At 49.0% G+C, this 19,970-nt stretch carries 15 protein-coding genes; 4 read left to right on the plus strand and 11 right to left on the minus strand.

The window, feature by feature from the left end; all coding sequences use genetic code 11:
- Positions 1–113: 113 nt before the first annotated feature.
- From N2K84_RS02130 to N2K84_RS02140, 3 genes are all read right to left on the minus strand, one after another.
- Positions 114–1,376, minus strand: coding sequence for a diaminopimelate decarboxylase family protein (locus tag N2K84_RS02130; RefSeq protein ID WP_282590116.1), 1,263 nt, complete (start codon positions 1,374–1,376; stop codon positions 114–116).
- A 227-nt stretch (positions 1,377–1,603) separates the two neighbouring features.
- A complete protein-coding gene (gene dapF / locus N2K84_RS02135; protein WP_282590117.1) occupies positions 1,604–2,467 on the minus strand; it encodes a diaminopimelate epimerase in 864 nt (287 codons plus the stop codon).
- A 93-nt stretch (positions 2,468–2,560) separates the two neighbouring features.
- Positions 2,561–4,093 (minus strand): ATP-binding cassette domain-containing protein, encoded by a 1,533-nt coding sequence (locus N2K84_RS02140; protein ID WP_282590118.1) that lies wholly within the window; start codon positions 4,091–4,093, stop codon positions 2,561–2,563.
- A 256-nt stretch (positions 4,094–4,349) separates the two neighbouring features.
- Between N2K84_RS02140 and N2K84_RS02145 the strand changes: the two genes are divergently transcribed.
- Genes N2K84_RS02145 through N2K84_RS02155 form a run of 3 tightly spaced genes read left to right on the plus strand, consistent with a single transcriptional unit; the run spans position 4,350 to position 6,867 of the window.
- On the plus strand, positions 4,350–4,715 hold the full coding sequence (locus N2K84_RS02145; protein ID WP_282590119.1) for a hypothetical protein: 366 nt from the start codon (positions 4,350–4,352) through the stop codon (positions 4,713–4,715).
- Positions 4,716–4,759: 44 nt separating this feature from the next.
- Positions 4,760–5,842 (plus strand): glycoside hydrolase, encoded by a 1,083-nt coding sequence (locus N2K84_RS02150; protein ID WP_282590120.1) that lies wholly within the window; start codon positions 4,760–4,762, stop codon positions 5,840–5,842.
- A gap of 2 nt (positions 5,843–5,844) precedes the next feature.
- A complete protein-coding gene (locus N2K84_RS02155) occupies positions 5,845–6,867 on the plus strand; it encodes a glycoside hydrolase family 2 protein (protein ID WP_282590121.1) in 1,023 nt (340 codons plus the stop codon).
- Between the two features lie 207 nt (positions 6,868–7,074).
- Here N2K84_RS02155 and mscL read toward each other — a convergent pair whose 3' ends face one another.
- A complete protein-coding gene (gene mscL, locus N2K84_RS02160; RefSeq protein WP_282590122.1) occupies positions 7,075–7,500 on the minus strand; it encodes a large-conductance mechanosensitive channel protein MscL in 426 nt (141 codons plus the stop codon).
- A gap of 191 nt (positions 7,501–7,691) precedes the next feature.
- On the opposite strand from mscL, the gene metG reads away from it, so the two are divergent.
- Positions 7,692–9,725, plus strand: coding sequence for a methionine--tRNA ligase (metG, locus tag N2K84_RS02165; RefSeq protein ID WP_282590123.1), 2,034 nt, complete (start codon positions 7,692–7,694; stop codon positions 9,723–9,725).
- Positions 9,726–10,014: 289 nt separating this feature from the next.
- On the opposite strand, the gene N2K84_RS02170 is transcribed toward metG, so the two are convergent.
- The 7 genes from N2K84_RS02170 to N2K84_RS02200 form a co-directional block, all read right to left on the minus strand.
- Positions 10,015–11,403: an alpha-amylase family glycosyl hydrolase gene (locus N2K84_RS02170; RefSeq protein ID WP_282590124.1), complete on the minus strand. Its 1,389-nt coding sequence runs from the start codon at positions 11,401–11,403 to the stop codon at positions 10,015–10,017.
- A 6-nt stretch (positions 11,404–11,409) separates the two neighbouring features.
- On the minus strand, positions 11,410–13,263 hold the full coding sequence (locus N2K84_RS02175) for a glycoside hydrolase family 13 protein (protein ID WP_282590125.1): 1,854 nt from the start codon (positions 13,261–13,263) through the stop codon (positions 11,410–11,412).
- 19 nt (positions 13,264–13,282) lie between these two features.
- Positions 13,283–14,176 (minus strand): alpha/beta hydrolase, encoded by an 894-nt coding sequence (locus N2K84_RS02180; RefSeq protein WP_282590126.1) that lies wholly within the window; start codon positions 14,174–14,176, stop codon positions 13,283–13,285.
- A complete protein-coding gene (locus tag N2K84_RS02185; RefSeq protein WP_282590127.1) occupies positions 14,173–16,491 on the minus strand; it encodes a family 65 glycosyl hydrolase domain-containing protein in 2,319 nt (772 codons plus the stop codon). The genes N2K84_RS02180 and N2K84_RS02185 overlap by 4 nt, the downstream gene beginning before the upstream one ends.
- A 9-nt stretch (positions 16,492–16,500) precedes the next feature.
- The gene (gene pgmB, locus N2K84_RS02190) at positions 16,501–17,181 is read right to left on the minus strand and encodes a beta-phosphoglucomutase (protein ID WP_282590128.1); all 681 of its coding nucleotides are present in this window, start codon (positions 17,179–17,181) and stop codon (positions 16,501–16,503) included.
- Positions 17,182–17,189: 8 nt separating this feature from the next.
- Positions 17,190–18,704: an MFS transporter gene (locus N2K84_RS02195; protein WP_282590129.1), complete on the minus strand. Its 1,515-nt coding sequence runs from the start codon at positions 18,702–18,704 to the stop codon at positions 17,190–17,192.
- 237 nt (positions 18,705–18,941) lie between these two features.
- Positions 18,942–19,955 carry a LacI family DNA-binding transcriptional regulator gene (locus N2K84_RS02200; RefSeq protein ID WP_282590130.1) on the minus strand — a complete coding sequence of 338 codons (1,014 nt, stop codon included), beginning with the start codon at positions 19,953–19,955 and terminating at the stop codon, positions 18,942–18,944.
- Positions 19,956–19,970: the final 15 nt, after the last annotated feature.

Consider the following 19,970-nt stretch of genomic DNA (forward strand, 5'->3'; position numbering starts at 1 on the left):
TCCGGGCCCGGCGTAGCTTTCCCGTACCTGTTTGAGTGAGCATAAAAAACAAACCCTGAAATCGCTCGTTTAACCGGCTATTCCAGGGTTTGTTGTATCAGGTTTGTTCGTCCCTATTCAAACGATGGCAAGGCGCCAAAGTTGAGGGTGGCAAAATAGTCGTCGAGGGTTTCAGCCCGGCGGATTTCCACTACTTCGCCGTTCTCGCGCAGCAACAACTCGGCAGAACGCAACTTGCCATTGTAGTTGAAGCCCATCGAGTGGCCGTGTGCGCCGGTGTCGTGGATCACCACAATATCGTCGGGTGTAATCTCGGGCAGCAGGCGGTTAATGGCGAACTTGTCGTTGTTTTCGCAAAGCGAGCCGGTTACATCATACAAATATTTGTGCGGCTGGTTTTCTTTGCCCATCACTGTAATGTGGTGGTAAGCGCCGTACAGGGCAGGGCGCATCAGGTTGGCCATGCACGAGTCCAGTCCGGCATATTTTTTATATGTTTCTTTGATGTGAAGCACTTTGGAAACCAAATAGCCGTAAGGCCCGGTGATGGCCCGGCCCGATTCGAAGAAAATTTTCAGCGGTGCCAGTCCGTTGGCTTCAATCATTTTTTCGTATCGTTCTTTAATGCCAGCGCTCACTTTTTGCAGGTCAACCGGTTTATGTTCGCTTTTGTAAGGAATGCCGATTCCGCCGCCCAGGTTGGCAAATTCAAATTTGATCCCCACTTCTTTCGAGATTTCGATGATCAGGTCGAACACAATTTCAGCGGTTTCCACAAAATAGTCGGCATCCAGTTCGTTCGAGGCCACCATGGTGTGAATACCAAAACGTTTCACGCCCTTTTCTTTCAGTAGCTTGTACCCTTCGATCAATTGCTCGCGGGTAAAACCATATTTCGACTCTTCGGGGTTGCCAATGATGATGTTGCCTTCTTTCAGCGCGCCGGGATTGTAGCGGCAGCAAACCAGCTCGGGCAGGCCAACAGTTGTTTCGAGGTAGTTGATGTGCGAAATATCATCGAGATTGATGATGGCGCCCAGCTCAACTGCTTTTTGGTATTCATAGGCGGGGGTATCGTTCGAGGTGAACATGATTTCCTCGCCGCGCATGCCCAGTTTTTCGGCCAGCACCAACTCGGCCATCGAGCTGCAGTCAATCCCGAATCCTTGTTTCCAGAGTAGTTTCATCAGGAAAGGGTTTGGAGCGGCCTTAATGGCGTAGTATTCCTTAAAACCTTCGTTCCACGAAAAGGCTTCGTTGAATTTTTGTGCATATTCCACCATGCCTTTTTCATCGTAAATATGAAAAGGAGTTGGGTGTTTCTCAATTACTTGCTCAATCTGTTCTTTTGTAAAGGGTAATTTTTTCCCGATCATAGATTCTGTTTTTGATAGAAAGGACAAAGATATTAATTAAAAATGGCCCTTTTCTTTTGATTTATTATTTCTGTGTTCCAGTTAACAGAGATTTGACAAATTCCGGCCTTTTTTGTTCATGAAAATGATAAAATAATGAAACAACTCTTTCCATTGATTTCTTCGTGTGAACTTAGCCAATAAAAATGTCTCCTGTACTTTTTGCCAATGATGCAGGTGCAAACAAATCAGCTGTTCAGATCATCCAGCAATTCGGCGCTGAAGTAGCCGGAAGCAATTTCGCGCACCTCGCCGGTCATGCGGATTTGCCAGTCTTCGTCAATCTGAAGTTTCAGTTCACCGCCCGGCATCCGGATCGTCAGATTGCGGTTGGTAAGGCCTTTTTTCACCATCATGGCCGCCACAGCGCTCGACGAACTTCCCGAAGCCAGTGTGTATCCGGCGCCGCGTTCCCAAATCAGGATTTCAACCAGGTCGGGCGAGATCACCTTGGCAAACTGAACGTTGATGCGGTTGGGGAATTTCGGGTGGTTTTCGATATGCGTTCCAACCTGTTTGATTTCGTCAACCGATAATTCATCTTTTAAAATAATACAATGCGGATTTCCTACCGACACGCAGTTAATGAGGTAACTGGTCCAGTCGAGGTAAAGTTCCTCATCCAGGCATTCCGGCTGATCACTTTTTACGGGCACTTTATTGGCTTCGAAAATTGCCTTGCCCATGTCCACCTGGATGGTTCGGGCCTTGCCTTTTTCCTGCTCAATTACCTCGGCCTGCACTACTCCGCCAAGTGTATCGATGGTGAACGACGCGGAGTTGGCATAGCCATAATCAAACAGGTATTTGGCAAAAATACGCAGGCCGTTGCCGCTTTTCTCGGCCTCGCTACCATCGGGGTTGAGGATGCGCAGGCCAAAGTCGGCTTTGTCGGTATCCACCAATACTAAAATGCCGTCGGAGCCAATGCCGTAGTGCACATCACAAACCGTGCGTATATTTTTTTCAGTAAGCTCAAAATTGATATCAAGGCTGTTTACAACCAGATAGTCATTGCCCAGTCCGTGCGATTTAACAAAGAAATTCTTCATGGCTCAAATTATTTTAGAATTGGTTGTACAAAAATAACAATGTTTCCTGCCCGAATGCCGGCAAGCGTCAATCATATTTATTTTGGATGAAGTTTATTTGTCCCAGCTCCCGCAGTGCTTGACTTGTCCGTTTTCGAGCAGTAGCAAGTTTTTCACACAGCTCGGGATCTCTTCCCGCAGGTGCGTCACATACACAAGCGTGGTGTGCAGATGGGCACAAATTTCGTCGAGCAGGCTCACAAAACGCCGGGTTTGGTGCGGATCGAGTCCCTGGCAAGGTTCATCGAGGATGAGTAACGACGGAGATTTGACGAGCGCACGGGCCAGTAATAACGATCGCTGTTCGCCAAGCGAAGCATGCAGAAACAGCCGGTTTTTCAGGTGATTGAGCTGAAGGATGGAAAACCAGGTTTCCGCCAGATCGTATTGCAAGTCGGTGGGCTGGCTGGCAAAGCCAATCTCGTCGCGAAAACCCGAAACCATCACATCCCGGCACGATAACGAATCGTAATGGGCATGTGGTTTGTCGCTTAGTCCGGGAATGGTGTTGAAAATTCCCTCTCCCCGTAAAAAGTACAGGTGCAGTTCGGGCGATACGTAACCGATGCGCCTCTTAATTTCCCAGATGCTTTCTCCACTACCGCGCTTGCGGTCAAACAAAACCAAATCGTTGGCATAGCCTTGCGGGTTGTCGGCCGTTACCAGGCTGAGCAGCGTGGTCTTTCCGGCGCCGTTGTGTCCCAGCAGCGCCCATTGTTCCCCGCTCTTCACCTGCCAGTTGATGCCCTTGAGGATTTCTTTTCCACTGATTGTCACGTTCACGTTTTTCATGCCGACGACCGCCGAAAACGTTTCATTGCCCGGGGGCAAAACCGATAAAATCGCCGGTCCTGAAATGGTTTTCCGGTCTTCTTCAAAAATAGTCGGCTGATAGTTTTTTGTATCAGTAAATTGGGTAACCCTGCCGTTGTGGAGTTCAACCACTTTGCTGATGCTTTCGGGAAAGTGTTCGGGCGAACAAATTATCACCAGCAAAATGCCGGCACTGATTTGCTGCTCTAACAGATTTGTCAGGTTTTCGCGTGCTTCGGCATCCAACCCTACAAACGGTTGGTCGAGCACCAACACGTTGGGTTTTTGCATTAAAGCTGCGGCCAGATGAGTGCGCTTTCGTTCGCCATTGCTTAGTTGAAGCAATTTGCGGTCGGACAAATGGCCGATGTGCATTTGCTCCATCACCTGCTCCATCCCGTTTGTTAGCATTGCGAATTTTTCATGCACCTTTTGAAGGTAAGCCCGCACAGAGGGCGTGTTTTCCATACCCTGGTTTTCGTAGCGCTGGCCATAGTAGGTGCTACGCCTGCCCGAAAGCGACATGAAATGGTCTTGCTGGTCAACCATCAGGCGAGCCAGTCCGGGTGCTATAGCCAGGTTTCCGTGGGTGAGCGAAACTCTCCCGGCCAGCAAACGTCCAAGGGTGGTTTTACCACTGCCCGAACTTCCGGTTATTGCCAGCGATTCGCCATACTTCAGCTGAAAAGAAACATCGTGCAGAACGCTGGTCTGGCCACTACTGAGCGACACGCCTCTTGCCTCCAGCCACATGGTGTCAAATTTTTCCGGCATCTTCTTTTTCTTCAAAATGATAAACAAAGATAAGCGACCTGCAGAATGCAGACGAACGATCAGTCGGAAAAGAATGTATTTCCGGTTTGTGTAAGATTTTCCGTCCTTTTTTGGCTGTGACAATTTGTGACAATTGCTGACAACGTATGATATCTGTTTGACACGCAGGTTACATGGGGGCCATACATTTGTATCGTACAATTGAAACAAGAAAACAAGAAACAAACAGAATTCGAAACAATTAAAAACAAGAGCCATGAAAACAATTATGACAACTGTTCTGCTGGTGCTGGTCATCAGCCTGGGCTACGCCGGAAACACATCGGTACAGCAAGCCCGCCAAAACTTGAATGTTGACCTGAAGAACGTTTTCTCTGAAGACATCAGCCGGTACAACAACTATCTTTATCAGCACGGAATTGAAAAGCTGGATGAGGATGTTCTGGTAATCTTCAGGGTAAACGAAGATCAAAGCCTTGGAGTATTGCGTGTTACCTGCGATAATCCACAAGCTATCGAGTATGTGAAGCATGTGCTTCAATCGAAAAACATCAAGGCCGATGATTGCCTGGTTGGAAAGGCGTTCACGGTTAACTTTGATTTACGTTACAGAGCGTATTGATTTCGGGGGAAATTGTAAATTGGTGCTGTTAAAAATTTATGAAAATGCAAAGACGCTTTTGGATCAAGACCGGTAAGGTTTTAATAGTTACCCTGCTCATGCTGACGGCTTTTGGTTCTTCGGAACTGAAGGCCGCAGACTGGCGGGCACTGACCGATTTCAGGGGGGCTTGGTTGTTTACCGTAGGCGACGACCCGGCCTGGGCCCGCCCCGAAACGGATACCGGCGATTGGGATCGGCTGAATGCCCCCGGCGATTGGGAACGTTACTATCCGGGATACAATGGTTACGCCTGGTACCGGAAAACGTTCAACCTGAAAGCCATTCCCAAAACAAAGGCGTTGACCTTATTCCTTGGCTATATCGACGATGTGGATGAAGTATTCATCAACGGACAAAAAGTGGGGCAAACCGGCCAGTTTTTTCCCAATTATCAAACTGCATACAGCGTGGAACGCCGCTACGTGGTGCCCGCTTCCCTTTTGAAAGAATCGGGCAATGTGATTGCCGTGCGGGTGTACGACGAGTACCAATATGGCGGAATTATACGCGCCGACCGCTTTGGCCTGTATTACGACCGTGAGCAGGAAATGCTGCGTGTTGACCTGAGCGGGAACTGGAAATTCAGTATTGATAATTTTGGTGACAATCATTCCGTAGGCCTGGACGATTCGGGTTGGGACGAACTGTTTGTGCCCATGAGCTGGGAAAGTCAGGGCTACCCCGAATACGACGGCAAAGCTTGGTACCGCAAACGTTTTACCATGCCCACCTCGCTCCAGGGACAGGACCTTTTCCTGGTGTTGGGGAAGATCGACGACTTTGACAAAGTTTATCTGAATGGCAAACTAATCGGGCGTGTGGAAGAGTTGGAACAATATTCGCGTTTCAGGCGTGGAAATGCCTACAACCTGATCCGCGCGTACGAGATCCCGAAAGGTCTGATAAAAGCTAAAAACCTGATTTCGGTGGAAGTGGACGACCCGATGGGGGTAGGCGGAATTTACGAGGGGCCGGTGGGCATCATGACCGGCGATGCAGCTCGTGAATTACTTAATAAACACCGTTGGAGCAGCAGTAACAACTGGAATTTCTCATTTTGGGATCTCTTTCGAATAGTTGAATAGCTATGAAACGAACAAAATTATATTGCACACTAAGCGCCAAGCGGGTGCTGCTGATCGCTTTGTTGACCAGCCTGATAATTTCGGCCATGCCTGTGCAGGCTTTCATCCCCGGCGAAATCAGCCTGAAAGGCTACTGGAAATTTCGCATCGGCGATCGGAGCGAGTGGACATCTTCCACGTACAATGATGCCGATTGGGACGACATTCGTGTACCTGCCCGCTGGGAAGATGAAGGTTTTCAGGGGTACGACGGTTTTGCTTGGTACCGTAACCCGGTAGTGATTCCTGAAAGTATGAGAGGGCAGGCGCTCATTCTTCAGCTTGGTTATATCGACGATGTGGATGAGGTCTATCTGAACGGGAAGAAAATCGGCCAATCGGGTTCATTCCCGCCACACACCGTAACCGCGTACAATGCCTTGCGGAAATATCAAATTCCCGGTGATCTGATCAACTTCGGGAAAGAAAACATGATTGCCGTAAGGGTGTTTGACTCCCAGCTTTCCGGGGGGATTGTTTCGGGCGAAATAAAAATCTTCTCAACAGGCGAAATCCCGTCTTTCGATATTGACCTGAACGGCGAATGGCTTTTCAACAATGGGCGGCAGTACGATGAAAGCGAAGCTGTGACCATCCAGGTGCCGGGGCAATGGGAAAATCAAGGTTTCTACAATTATGATGGTTATGCGGTTTATACGCGCAAGATCAGGGTGACCAAAGCCATGGCCGAACAGCGCACCGTATTGGTTGCCGGTCGCATTGACGATGTGGACCAGTTGGTCATCAACGGGCAGGTGATCGGACAAACCGGCGACTACAACAAGCGAAATCCGGAAACCCGGTATCGTGAGTTCCGTAACTATTTCATACCTCCCGGCGTGTTTAAGGCTGATCAGGAAAATCTGGTCGAAATACGGGTTTTGGACACCGGCGTGGAAGGTGGCATCGTCGAAGGTGCGGTGGGGCTGGTTACACAGGATAAGTTCCGTGCATATTGGAAATCCAAACGTGTCAATCCCCGTTAATTACGTTACCATTTTAAACTTTTGTCTTTTTTACTTCACACTTGAATATTAGTTTTTGCAAATAGTTTTTTCAGTTCCCCGTTTCATCGGTTAGGTGGCGGGGAATATTTTTTGGTGCACTAGTTTCTAAGCGTTAGAAGTTCAAATACACGATACATAAAAAGCACCCCCGCTAACAGGGATGCTTTTACTATCGTAATTTAATCTCTACTTCTTCAGCAAATCGCGAATCTCGGCCAGCAGTTCTTGGTCTTTGGTGGGTTTCGGCGGTTCGGGGGCCGGGGCTGGTTTTGCTTCCTCCTTCTTTTGCATCCGGTTCATGGCCTTAATCATCATGAAAATAGCAAAGGCGATGATCAGAAAGTCGATGGTGGTTTGGATGAAATTACCATAAAGCAAGGTTGCCCCTTTGGTAACCACTTCGCCAGCCTCATTTAATACATCTTCGCGCAGTACGTATTTCAGCTCTTTAAAGTCAACACCTCCCAGCAGCATTCCAACCGGGGGCATCAGCACATCATTGACAAAGGAAGCGACAATCTTTCCGAAAGCACCACCAATAATGATACCTACGGCCATATCGACTACGTTCCCACGCATCGCAAAGGCCTTAAATTCTTTCATTAAACTCATAGTTGAATTTTTTTTAAAATGAGTGATTAAAAAAGAATCAAGTTAAAGCAGATTCCTGCAAAAATCAATAGGCTTGAACATCAAATTTTCAGGCGTATCGGAATTTCCGGAACATGGAAAGCATAAAAAAACGACTATCTTTGTAGCCCACAAAAAAAAGAGATACTGAAATCACTGAAAATCTGTATAAAATGAGCCAGTATAAACGTACGCTGATCACTTCGGCACTTCCGTATGCCAACGGACCGGTGCATATTGGGCACCTGGCGGGAGTTTATGTTCCTGCCGATATTTATGCCCGTTATCTCCGGTTGAAACACGAAGATGTTTTATTTATCGGCGGATCGGACGAGCACGGCGTTCCCATTACCCTAAAAGCTAAAAACGAAGGAGTGACTCCCCAGGATGTAGTGGACAAATACCACAGCATCATCAAAGATTCGTTTGCCCGCTTCGGTATTTCATTTGATGTGTACTCGCGTACCAGTGCACCGGTGCACCACGAAACAGCTTCGGAATTCTTCCGGAAATTATACGATAGCGGCAAGTTTGTGGAGCAAACGTCGGCTCAATATTACGACGAAGAGAACAAACAATTTCTGGCCGACCGTTACATTGTAGGAACCTGTCCGAAATGCGGTTTCGAAAAAGCTTACGGCGACCAGTGCGAAAGCTGCGGCACCTCGCTCAGCCCAACCGACCTGATCAACCCCAAGTCGATGATTAGCGGCAACACGCCGGTGCTGAAAGAAACCAAACACTGGTACCTGCCACTTGATGAATACGAACCCTGGCTGCGGGAATGGATTCTGGAAGGCCACAAAGAATGGAAAACCAACGTGTATGGCCAATGCAAAAGCTGGATTGACAGTGGATTGCAGCCACGTGCCGTTACCCGCGACCTGAATTGGGGCGTCCCCGTCCCGGTTGAAGGTGCCGAAGGTAAAGTGCTGTATGTTTGGTTCGACGCACCCATCGGATACATTTCAGCCACTAAAGAACTAACCCCCGATTGGGAAAAATACTGGAAAGATCCTGAGTGCAAGATGGTGCATTTCATCGGAAAGGACAACATCGTTTTCCACTGTATTATTTTCCCGGCCATGTTGAAGGCTGAAGGCAGCTTCATCCTTCCCGAAAATGTTCCGGCCAATGAGTTCCTCAACCTCGAAGGCGACAAAATTTCCACCTCGCGCAACTGGGCCGTCTGGTTGCACGAATACCTTGATGAGTTTCCGGGCAAAGAAGATGTGCTGAAATACACGCTGACGGCCAATGCACCCGAGACCAAAGACAACGATTTTACCTGGAAAGATTTTCAGGCACGCAACAATAACGAGTTGGTGGCCGTACTGGGAAACTTTGTAAACCGGGCGCTGGTGCTCACCCAAAAATATTACAGCGGCGAAGTTCCGGCCTTGGGCGATTTAAATGATGTTGACCGGCAAACGCTGGCCGAGATCGGCAAACTGAAAGCCGATGTCGAAAAAAGCCTGGATACTTACCGCTTCCGCGAAGCACTGAAACTGGCCATGGACCTGGCTCGCCTGGGCAACAAATACCTGGCCGACGAAGAGCCCTGGAAGGTGGTGAAAACTGATCCGGAACGCGTAAAAACCGTGATGAACATCTGTTTGCAGATCACCGCCAACCTGACCATTATGCTGGAGCCGTTTTTGCCTTTCAGTATGGACAAACTGCGTGGTTTCCTTAACCTTGGCAAACTGGATTGGAGTGAGCTTGGACGAACCGATCTGCTGGCAGCCGGACACCAAACCAAGCAGCCTGAACTGCTGTTCGAGAAGATTGAAGATGCGACAATTGATGCCCAGGTGAAGAAACTGCAGGATACTAAAAAAGCCAACGAGGCAGCCCAGGCTACAGCCAAACCGGCCAAGGAAAACTGTTCATTCGACGATTTCATGAAGATGGATATCCGTACCGGAACAATTATGGAAGCCGAAGCGGTAGCAAAAACCAAGAAATTGCTGAAGCTGAAAATTGATACCGGCATCGATACGCGTACCGTTGTTTCAGGAATTGCCGAATATTACAAGCCGGAAGAGATTATCGGTCAGCAGGTTTCGATTTTGGTGAACCTGGAACCCCGTGAATTACGTGGGATTATGTCTCAGGGAATGATTCTGATGGCCGAAGATGCCGATGGTTCGCTGAAATTTGTTTCACCGGTTGACAAGGTGAAAAACGGCTCTGAGGTGCGATAAAATTCTTTTTTAGCTGTCATGCTGAACTTGTTTCAGCGTATCCATCAAATAGCCGACAGACCTTGAAACAAGTTCAGGGTGACTCTTTTCAAGATTACGACAGTCGTGCCAACTCATGGTTGGTGCGCTTCCGTAAGTTGCCGTGCTGCCCTTGCAGATCGGCTGCTTACTCTATATATAACAGAAACCGCTTTTGTACGCAAAGGCGGTTTTTTATTGCAAAAAAAAGGGCCGCTTTTGCGGACCCCTTTCAACTAATAAACCAACTAAACCTAAACTAAACCTGAATCTATTTGCGTGTGTAAATTTTGTATTCCCAAGGTTGAAGTTCGATATTCACCTTTTCTCCGCCAATCAACTTCTCCTTTCCTTTCCACGCTGCAAAATCGTGTTGAACATCGAACTCAACACTATCAACAACCGGTTGTGAAGAAAGGTTCATGATTACCAGGACAGCATTGTCATTTTTTTCGCGGACATAAGCCAGCAGTTGGTCCGGGTGGCCGTTGTTCAGAAAGCGAACGTCCTCACCAAACTCCCCGTTCCATAAGGCCGGGTTGTTGGTTTTCAGCGCGATCAGGTTTTTATACAGATCTTCTTTTTTCATTTCCGACCAGTCAATTTCATCTTTTTCGAAGAATGCCAGCCGCTTGTCCAGCCCGGCTTCCTGCCCGCTGTAAATAAGCGGAATTCCCGGCACTGTAAACGAAAATACGGCAAAAGCATCAGCGGCATCGCCCATGCGTTCGCTAACAGTTCCGGCCCAGGAGTTTTCGTCGTGGTTGGTGATAAACTGCATGGGAAATGAACCTTCGGCATATTTGCCGCCAATCTTTTCAAAATAATTCCGGATATCAGCGGCCGTTTTTTCACCTTTTGCCACATCGTTCATGATGTGGTGCAACTCCCAGGCATAGTTCGATTCGAAAGCCATTTCGAGTAGTTCCGGGTGGTCTTCGTCTTCGGCCAGCATGTACACCGGCTTGATAGAGTCGAACGAAGTGCGGGCTTCTTCCCAGAAGTCGTTCGGAACGCCCCAGGCCACGTCGCAGCGAAACCCGTCGATGTTGGTTTCGGTGAGCCAGTAGTCCATCGCATCGATCATGGCCCGGCGCATCTGCGGCACATCGAAGTTCAGGTCGGCGATATCGGTCCAATCCGGATCGGGTGAGATGATGGCGCCGGTCGAATCGGTGGTAAACCACTCCGGGTGATCGTAAATCCATGGATTGTCCCAGCCGGTGTGGTTGGCCACCCAGTCGATGATGACTTTAAAGCCCAGGTCGTGCGCCTGGTTGACGAGTTCCTTGAAATCATCGAGCGTTCCAAACTCGGGATTGATGCCGGTGTAGTCCTGCACGGCATAATACGAGCCCAGGCTGCCTTTTCGTTTTTCTTCCGAAATGGGGTGAATGGGCATGATCCAGAGGATGTCCACACCGAGTTCCTTCAGCCGCGGAAGGTGTTCGGCAAAAGCATCGAATGTACCTTCGGGCGTGTATTGGCGGATGTTCACTTCATACAACACGGCATCTTTCAGCCATTCCGGCTGAATGCGCGAGCTTGTTTCTTCCTGTTGGTCTGCCGGCTTTTGTTTGGGCAGGCAGGCCGTTAAACCTATTCCAACCCATATCAAGATAAAGAAAGCGGGCAAAATGTATTTGGTTTTGTTTGTCATGGCTCGTTACTTTTTAAGTTGAATGATCATGGCCGAACGGGCAGGAACGGAAAAGCTTTTTAGATTGGTTATCTGATTCGATGAGATGATATCAGTTCCGCTTTGGTAGCCTTTCATCATCTCGGCAAAACGTTCGGTTACCAGGTTTTTGCTTTCCAGGTTTTTATTGAGGACGACCATCACGGCATCTTTATCATTGTAGCGGAAATAGACGTACACGCCATCCTGCGGCACAAAGTGTTTCATCTTTCCTGTGTGAATCACATTCTGTCCCTTCCGCCAGTTTTGGATGGTTTTCAGGTAGTTTTGCAGGTCTTGTTGGTCGGCGGAGAGTCCTTTGCCGGTAAATGCATTCACAGCATCGCCGGGCCAACCTCCCGGAAAATCGCTGCGGATGATTCCGTGATCGTCCGTTCCCGGATTGGACATCAGCACCTCAGTACCGTAGAAGATTTGCGGGATGCCGCGGGTAGTCAGGAAATAGGCCAGTCCCAGTTTCAGCAAGTCAGCATCTTCGCCCACCTGGGTGTAAAAGCGCGACATGTCGTGGTTGTCGGGGAAAACCACCAGGTTTTCGGCATCGGGATACAGAAAATCGTTGGCCAGCATCTCGTACAGTTGGATCAGTCCGTCGTTCCAGCCTTCTTCGGTACTCAGTCCGGAGCTGACGGCGTGTTGCAACGGGAAATCCATCAGGCTGGGAAGGTAGCACTGGTAGCCATCGGCATTGTGCTTGCCCAGTTGCCAGTACGAGGTGATGGCCGGGTTCAGGCTCCATTCTTCGCCTACGATGTTGAAATTCGGATATTCTTCCAGCACCCGCTTGGTCCAGTCGGCCATCATATCCTTGTCGGGGTAGGGCCAGGTGTCCTGCCGGATGCCTTCCAGTCCGACGTATTCGATCCACCAAATGCTGTTCTGGATGAGGTAATTGGCCATGAACGGGTTTTTCTGGTTCAGGTCGGGCATGGTGGGCACAAACCAGCCATCGCTCATCTCGCGTTTATCGATTTCCGAGGCGTGCGGGTCCTGGTTCACCGTGCGGCGGTGTGAGGTGATTTTGTGTTCGGGGTAATTGTTGATCCAGTCGGGCATGGGCATGTCGTCCATCCACCAGTGTTCCGAGCCGCAGTGGTTGAATATCATGTCCATGATCAGTTTCATGCCGCGTTTGTCGAGCTCGTCATTCAGCTCTCGGTACTCATCGTTGGTTCCGTAACGGGAGTCAACGCGGTAAAAATCGGTGGTGGAGTAGCCGTGGTACGATGTGCGGGTCATGTTGTTTTCGAGCACTGGGTTCAGCCAAACAGCTGTAAAGCCGAGGTCGTGGAGGTAGTCGAGGCTGTTGATGATGCCCCTCAGGTCGCCGCCGTGCCGCCCGTCTTTATCGGCCCGGTTGGGAAGCTCTTTCATGCCGGGCATGGCATCGTTGTCAGGGTTGCCGTTGGCAAAGCGGTCGGGGGTGATCAGGTAAATCACATCCGATGGGTTGAATCCCTGGCGCAGGGCGGAGCTTGGCTCGCGGGCTTTCAGCTCATACAGGTAGCTGGCCACTGTTTTCTTTTTCGAGAGGAATGAGATGGTAAACGAGCCGGGTTTTGCCTCGGGTGCTATTTTCAGGTCGATAAACAGGTAGTTGGGGTTTTCAACGCGGGTAACACTGGTAAGTGCAACACCGGGGTAGTTCAGATCTACTTTGGTATCGGCAATATTTTCGCCATGAACCATGAGTTGCAGGTTGGGATTTTTCATGCCTGCCCACCAAAACATGGGTTCTACTCTCAGGTTGCCGGTCTGTTGGGAGAACCCGCAAATGGTGAATGCCAACAGAACGTAAAGAATCATTGATTTTTTCATCATCGTTTTAAATTGGTTCAGGTTATTTCAATAAAAATATAAACGGGGTGTGCAGTCGTTTGGCCCATGATCTTTCGGGATGGTCCTCACCCGGAAATTTAAGGGTTATCCGGTTGGTATGGTCATATCCCTTAAGGATCATGGTTTTGTCGATCACAAGTTGGTGTTTTTCATACAGGCTGTCCAGAGTCTCCGTTCCGTAGTCGAAATAGAATTGGTGAGATGCCGGATCGGGCAGATTCTCGGTCAGATACCAGTTAAAAGCTTGGGGGATGAAGTCGTTTTGCTCAAATGTACCGGGCCAGTGTGTCGAGAGGCAGGCTGCCCCTTTAAAAATATCGGGATACTCACAGATGGCGTACATCGAAATCAATCCGCCCATGCTGGAACCCGCGATAAAAGTATGGTCCAGGTCGGGGAGGGTTGCGAATTTCTGATCGATGCAGGGCTTAAGTTCGTGAATGATAAATTTCAGATAATTGTCGGCCAAGGGCTTTCCTTTTAGCCATGTTGCAACTATTGAGTCGCGCAGGTTCTCATCCAGCGATGCCAAGGGCTTTTCCGGGAAATATTCGGCGTGCCGGTACTCTGCGTTGTTCCATATTCCAACCACGATGCACGCCTGGATTTCCTGTTCGTCAATTAAGGCTGAAAAAACTTCATCCACCTGCCATTCCTGTTTGTTCCCGGTAAGGGTTGAGTCATACAGCATTTGCCCGTCGTGCATATAAATCACGGCATATTTCTCTGTATTGCTGTAGCCCTCCGGCAGCCAAACATCAATATTCCGCGGCTGCACAAAGCGGGATTGAAAATCCGGGATGCGCACAATTCTTCCGGCCGAAGGCACCGGCAACTGAGCATGAGTTTCGTTCATCAAAAACATCATGGTAAACAGGAGAATCCATTTCTTCATAGCGTTTGTTTTATTTCGACCTCAAGCTTGTGGTTGCCGTTCAGGATATGCTCTTCTCCCCAAATAGACAGGGTTAAAGTTCCCGGATGGTGGTTGATGATGGTCAGTTCGTTGGCCATGCTGATTTCCAGGTGCGAATCGCGGAAGTTGAGGCGGAAGGCATATCCTTTCCATGATTTGGGCAGGAACGGGTTGAGATGCAGTTGCCCGTTTACTACGCGGATGCCGCCGAAAGCTTCCACAAAGGCCATCCAGGTGCCGCCCATGCTGGTAATGTGCAGGCCATCTTCGGTGTCGTTGTTATAGTCGTCCAGGTCGAGACGGGCCGTGCGCAAGTACATTTCGTATGCTTTTTCTTCGCGGCCGATACGTGCGGCCAAAATAGCATGGATGCACGATGAAAGCGAAGATTCGTGTACCGTGATTGGTTCGTAAAAGTCGAAGTGGCGGCGCAGGGTTTCCGTGTCGTAATCCTCCTGGAACCAGTACAAGCTTTGCAGCGTGTCGGCCTGTTTGATGTAACACGAACGCAGGATGCGGTCCCACGACCAATGCTGGTTGATGGGACGTTCGGTAGGATTGAGATGGGCCGCCGGGATAATTTCTTTATCCAGAAAGCCGTCCTGTTGCAGGTAGATGTCCAACTCCTTGTCGTAAGGGAAATACATGTTTTCGATGATTTCTTTCCAGTTGGTCGTTTCCTGCACCTCGTTAAACTTCCATTTGTTCACCAGTTCTTCCCACAAATAAGGCTGTTCTTTTTTCAGGTAATCAATTACTTCCAGGGTGTATTTCAGGGTCCACACGGCCATGTTGTTGGTGTGGAAGTTATTGTTGACGTTGTTTTCGTATTCGTTGGGGCCGGTTACGCCCAGGATGACATATGCCTGTTTGACATCCGACCAATTGACGCGCTGGGCCCAGAAACGGGAAAGGGCCAGCAGCACTTCAAATCCGTAAGGGGCCAGGTATTCGCGGTCGCCGGTGTAGTTGATGTAGTTGTAGATGGCATAGGCGATGGCCCCGTTGCGGTGAATTTCTTCAAAGGTGATTTCCCATTCGTTGTGGCACTCTTCGCCGTTGATGGTCACCATCGGGTACAAGGCTGCACCATTTTCGAAGCCTAGCTTTTGGGCATTTTCGATGGCTTTTTGAAGGTGTTTGTGACGGTAAATCAGCAGGTTTTGCGCCACACGCTGAGGAGCCGTTCCTAAAAAGAAGGGCAGGCAATAGGCTTCGGTGTCCCAGTAAGTAACGCCGCCGTATTTTTCGCCGGTAAAACCTTTTGGGCCAATGTTCAGGCGTTCGTCGTCGCCAGTGTAGGTTTGCATCAGTTGGAAAATGTTGAACCGTATGCCCTGCTGGGCAGCCACATCGCCTTCGATACGGATGTCGGCGGCTTCCCACTTTTCTTCCCAACATTTGCTGTGTTCTGCAAATAACTGGTCGAAACCTGCCGCCATCGCTTTTTGAACGGATTTTTCTGTTTCTGACATCAGCTCATTGCGGCTGATATAAAGCGAAGAGTTGATAGCAGCAAACTTTTCGATCAGCAATTCTTCGCCCTCCTGCAAATTCACTACAAAAGTGTTGGCCAGGTACTTTTCGCGGTCAACTTTCGGGCCGGCAGCCGATAGGTTTTTTCCGTTTTTGAGCAGACGTGTGCCAATTCCGTGGCAAACATGGAAGCCGGATTTTTTGGTTTCCATCAGCAGGTAGGCTTCCTGGTCGCTGGCTTTTTTTTCAAGCTCCATCCAGAATTTCTCGTCGTAGTTGGAGTCTTCATTTTTCACATCTCCGTCAATAAACGAGGTGATTTTTACCGGCGCCGAAAAGTTGAGGCTTTTGATGTTGTACCGGATGGCCCCTAACGCTTTATCTTTCATGCTCAAAAATCGCCGGGCAAGCACTTCCACCTGTTTGCCGGAAGGAAGTTCGGCGGTAAACGAACGGGTGAGCAGGGCATCTTTCATGTCCAGTTCGCGGCGGAAGGCATGGACCCGGGCAGTTGCCAGGTCCAGCTCCTCTCCTTCAATTTCCACGCGGATGCCAATCCAGTTGGCCGCGTTCAATATTTTAGCAAAATATTCCGGGTAACCGTTTTTCCACCAGCCCACCAAGGTTTTGTCGGGGTAGTAAACCCCGGCTACATAGTTTCCCGGAAGACTGTCGCCCGAGTATTTTTCCTCAAAGTTTGCACGTTGTCCGGTATGCCCGTTGCCCAAGCTGAACAGGCTTTCGGAAACCCGGTTGTAATCGGGATGAAAGCCATCTTCAATAACCTTCCACTCGTGGTGTACAATATATTCTTTCATACCAGTTTTTCATTTAACATGTAGGTAACTATCTTCTTGCATGCATGCTTGTAGCTTTTCCAGGTTGAAATCTGCAAATCCCGGAATCACCAGATTGGCTTTCTTCAGGATGGTTATATCGCCAATACCTACGCAAAACATGCCTGCATTTTGGGCTGCTTCGATGCCTGCTACGGCATCTTCGAAAACCACGCATGCTTCCGGTTCAACCTGTAACTCGGCTGCTCCGTTCAGAAATACTTCCGGGTCGGGTTTGGCCTCCGAAACCTTGTTGCCATCAATGACGGCGTCAAACAGGTTTTCAATATTCAGCCGTTTCAGGATCAACCGTGCGTTTTTACTGGCCGAACCCAAGGCAACCCGGATGTGGTTGTTTTTCAGTTCGGTGATAAACGATTTCACACCCGGCAATATTTCGCTTTCATCCATCTTCAGAATATATTCCAGATAAACTTCGTTTTTTTTATTAGCCAAAGCTGTTTTTTCTTCTTCGGATAATGTTTTCCCCCCGATTTCCAGGATGATATCCAGCGATCGCATCCTGCTAACACCTTTCAGTAGTTCGTTGTGCTCCTCGGTAAAATCAATGCCAAGCTGTTCTGCCAGTTGCTTCCAGGCCAGGAAATGATACCTGGCCGTATCTACAATCACGCCGTCCAGATCAAAAAGACAAGCTTTCAGTGTTCTCATGCCATTACTTATTTAGGACTGTCAATATCATCAACAAACAACACGGTGACGGCTGCTATCAGCATGGACGCACCGCCCAGCAGTAAGGCCATAATAGCCTGCCCGCCAAATACATGTTTCATGAAAAAGCCCAGGATACTGGCCGCCAGGATTTGCGGGATCACGATGAAGAAATTGAAAATCCCCATGTAGGTGCCCATTTTGTTGCCGGGCAACGATCCGGTAAGAATGGCATACGGCATGGACAAGATGCTGGCCCAGGCTACGCCAACACCCAGCATGGAAAGAATCAGCAGGTTCGGATCGCGCACCACGTAGAACGAGGCCAGCCCAATTCCGCCCAACACCAGCGAAACGGCATGGGTGATTTTCCGGTTGGTGTATTTGGCCAGCACCGGCAACAGAAAAGCTACTACCGCGGCAAAGCCATTGTAAACGCCAAACAAAACCCCCACCCAGTTGGCGCCTTCGTTATAAAGTTCTGAAGCTGTGTCGGATGTTCCATATACATGGCTGGTTACCCCGGCTGTGGTGTAAATCCACATGGCAAACAGCGCAAACCACGAGAAGAACTGAACGATGGCCAACTGCCTCATCGTTTTGGGCATGTTCATCATGTCGGTGACAATTTCTACCAACCCGTTTTTGGTTTTGTTGATTTTGGCAAGATGGCCGGTAAGTAACAGAATCAGGCCGAAAACCAGCAAACCCCCGCTCAGGATGTACAGTTCTTTTTCCAGGTTAAAAAAGAAAAACACATAACTGAGAATGGCGCCTGCAATGGCAAAAAATATTCCGTTCCGGGTGAATTTGCCAATCAGCTCGAAAGCAGTTTTCAACACCAGTTTGGCCGATGGATTGGAGGAAATCTTTTCTGCTTCGAATGATTGCAGCTCTTCGGGCGAGTACTCTTTGGTGCGGACAACCGTCCAGAGTACGGCCAGAAAGAAAACAGCCCCGCCAATGTAAAACGACCATTTTACGGAAGGCGGAATGTGACCTGCGTCAGCTACGTTGGCTACGCCGAACCAGTTGGTCATGGCGTAAGGAAGGAAGGAGGCCACAATGGCCCCGGTGCCGATGAAAAAACTTTGCATGGCGAATCCCTTTGTCCGTTGTTCGCTGGGCAGCATGTCGCCCACGAAGGCACGGAAAGGTTCCATCGAAATATTGATGGACGCATCCATGATCCAAAGTGTGCCGACGGCAATCCACAACATGGGCGAATTGGGCATAATAAACAAAGCCAAAGAGGCCAGGATGGCGCCAATCAAAAAATACGGACGTCTTCGCCCAAAGCGCCCCCAGGTTTTATCACTGTAATGGCCGATGATGGGCTGCACGATCAATCCGGTAACGGGAGCGGCCAGCCAATACACGGCCAGACGGTCAACATCGCCACCCAAGCTTTGGAATATGCGTGAAACATTGGCATTCTGAAGGGCAAATCCAAACTGGATACCCAGAAAGCCAAAGCTCATGTTCCAAATTTGCCAGAAACTAAGAACAGGCTTCTTCTTCATAAAACAATAATTTTAGAATAAAAACAGCGGAAACCACCAACCGAACCGGCAGGTGAAATATGGAGTAAGTTCGAAGTAAAATATCGGATGAACAATGCAAATATAGGGAGGTTATTCGCACAAATGCAAGTGCTTCGGACAAAGAACAGTCTGTAAAAGCCTTATAAATAGGGCAAAAACAACTTGAAAGCCCCATTTCAAACGTTTGCAGAGAAAAACTAAAAAAAGTGTAATTTTTTATTTCGACGAACCTCTCACAATCAGATTGGCGCTCAACACCCGGGTTTGAGGGACATAGGTTTCACTTGGGCTCAATAGTCGATTCAGCAAAATTTCGGTGGCAACAGAGCCCATTTCGTAGCCATGCTGGTCAACCGAGGTCAGGTTGGGCTCGGTAATGCCAGAAAAACGTCCGTCGCTGAAACCCACAACAGCGATTTGCTGGGGAATTTTGATTCCTTTCTTCTGCAGGGATTGCATGGCGCCGATGGCAGTAAGGTCGTTGGTAGCGAAAATGCCATCGGGTGGATTGTCCATCGTCAGTAAATGGTTGGTGGCAATCAAGGCCTTCTCGTACGTATCGGCATCTATAATCAACTGAGGGTCCGCCTGCAATCCGGCTTCCCGGATAGCGCGCAGGTAGCCTTCTTTGCGGTCGCGGCCAATAAGCAGGTTTTGCGGTCCGGCAAAGTGAGCGATTCGCCTCCTTCCGTTTTCAATTAAATGTTTGGTGGCTTTGTATGCCGCTTCTTCATCGTTTATAATAACCTGGTCGGCAATGATTTCGGGTACAATCCGGTCGAAGAACACGAGTGGCAGGCCGCCTTCCTGTAACATGACCAGATGATCGAAATTGGTGGTTTCTTTTGAAATGGAAACCAAAACCCCGTCCACCCGGTGCGACAACAACATTTTGGCATTGGCCACTTCGCGGTCGTACTTTTCGTTCGACTGGCAAATAATGACCGTAAAGCCGGCCTCGTAAGCCACATCTTCAATTCCGCTAATCACCGACGAAAAAAAGTAGTGTACAATTTCGGGGATGATCACCCCGATAGTATTGCTGCGGCTGTGCTTTAGGCTGAGGGCTACCGCATTGGGCTGATATTTGAGTTTCAGGGCCAGTTCGTTTACGGCCACTTTCGTTTCCTCACTGATATCGGGATGGTTTTTCAGGGCTCGCGAAACGGTAGAAGGAGAAATCCCGAGAATCCGGGCAATATCTTTTATGGTAACCTGACTGCTTCTCATGGTGATTGGTAAAGG

The sequence above is a fragment of the Gaoshiqia sediminis genome (assembly GCF_025907915.1).
Classification (GTDB): domain Bacteria; phylum Bacteroidota; class Bacteroidia; order Bacteroidales; family Prolixibacteraceae; genus Gaoshiqia; species Gaoshiqia sediminis.

Coding starts and splice junctions, on each gene's coding strand:
- N2K84_RS02150 (WP_282590120.1), top strand. CDS start 4,760: ATGCAAAGACGCTTTTGGATCAAGACCGGTAAGGTTTTAATAGTTACC.
- N2K84_RS02175 (WP_282590125.1), bottom strand. CDS start 13,263: ATGATGAAAAAATCAATGATTCTTTACGTTCTGTTGGCATTCACCATT.
- N2K84_RS02130 (WP_282590116.1), bottom strand. CDS start 1,376: ATGATCGGGAAAAAATTACCCTTTACAAAAGAACAGATTGAGCAAGTA.
- N2K84_RS02180 (WP_282590126.1), bottom strand. CDS start 14,176: ATGAAGAAATGGATTCTCCTGTTTACCATGATGTTTTTGATGAACGAA.
- N2K84_RS02145 (WP_282590119.1), top strand. CDS start 4,350: ATGAAAACAATTATGACAACTGTTCTGCTGGTGCTGGTCATCAGCCTG.
- mscL (WP_282590122.1), bottom strand. CDS start 7,500: ATGAGTTTAATGAAAGAATTTAAGGCCTTTGCGATGCGTGGGAACGTA.
- dapF (WP_282590117.1), bottom strand. CDS start 2,467: ATGAAGAATTTCTTTGTTAAATCGCACGGACTGGGCAATGACTATCTG.
- N2K84_RS02140 (WP_282590118.1), bottom strand. CDS start 4,093: ATGCCGGAAAAATTTGACACCATGTGGCTGGAGGCAAGAGGCGTGTCG.
- metG (WP_282590123.1), top strand. CDS start 7,692: ATGAGCCAGTATAAACGTACGCTGATCACTTCGGCACTTCCGTATGCC.
- N2K84_RS02155 (WP_282590121.1), top strand. CDS start 5,845: ATGAAACGAACAAAATTATATTGCACACTAAGCGCCAAGCGGGTGCTG.
- N2K84_RS02185 (WP_282590127.1), bottom strand. CDS start 16,491: ATGAAAGAATATATTGTACACCACGAGTGGAAGGTTATTGAAGATGGC.
- N2K84_RS02170 (WP_282590124.1), bottom strand. CDS start 11,403: ATGACAAACAAAACCAAATACATTTTGCCCGCTTTCTTTATCTTGATA.
- N2K84_RS02195 (WP_282590129.1), bottom strand. CDS start 18,704: ATGAAGAAGAAGCCTGTTCTTAGTTTCTGGCAAATTTGGAACATGAGC.
- pgmB (WP_282590128.1), bottom strand. CDS start 17,181: ATGAGAACACTGAAAGCTTGTCTTTTTGATCTGGACGGCGTGATTGTA.
- N2K84_RS02200 (WP_282590130.1), bottom strand. CDS start 19,955: ATGAGAAGCAGTCAGGTTACCATAAAAGATATTGCCCGGATTCTCGGG.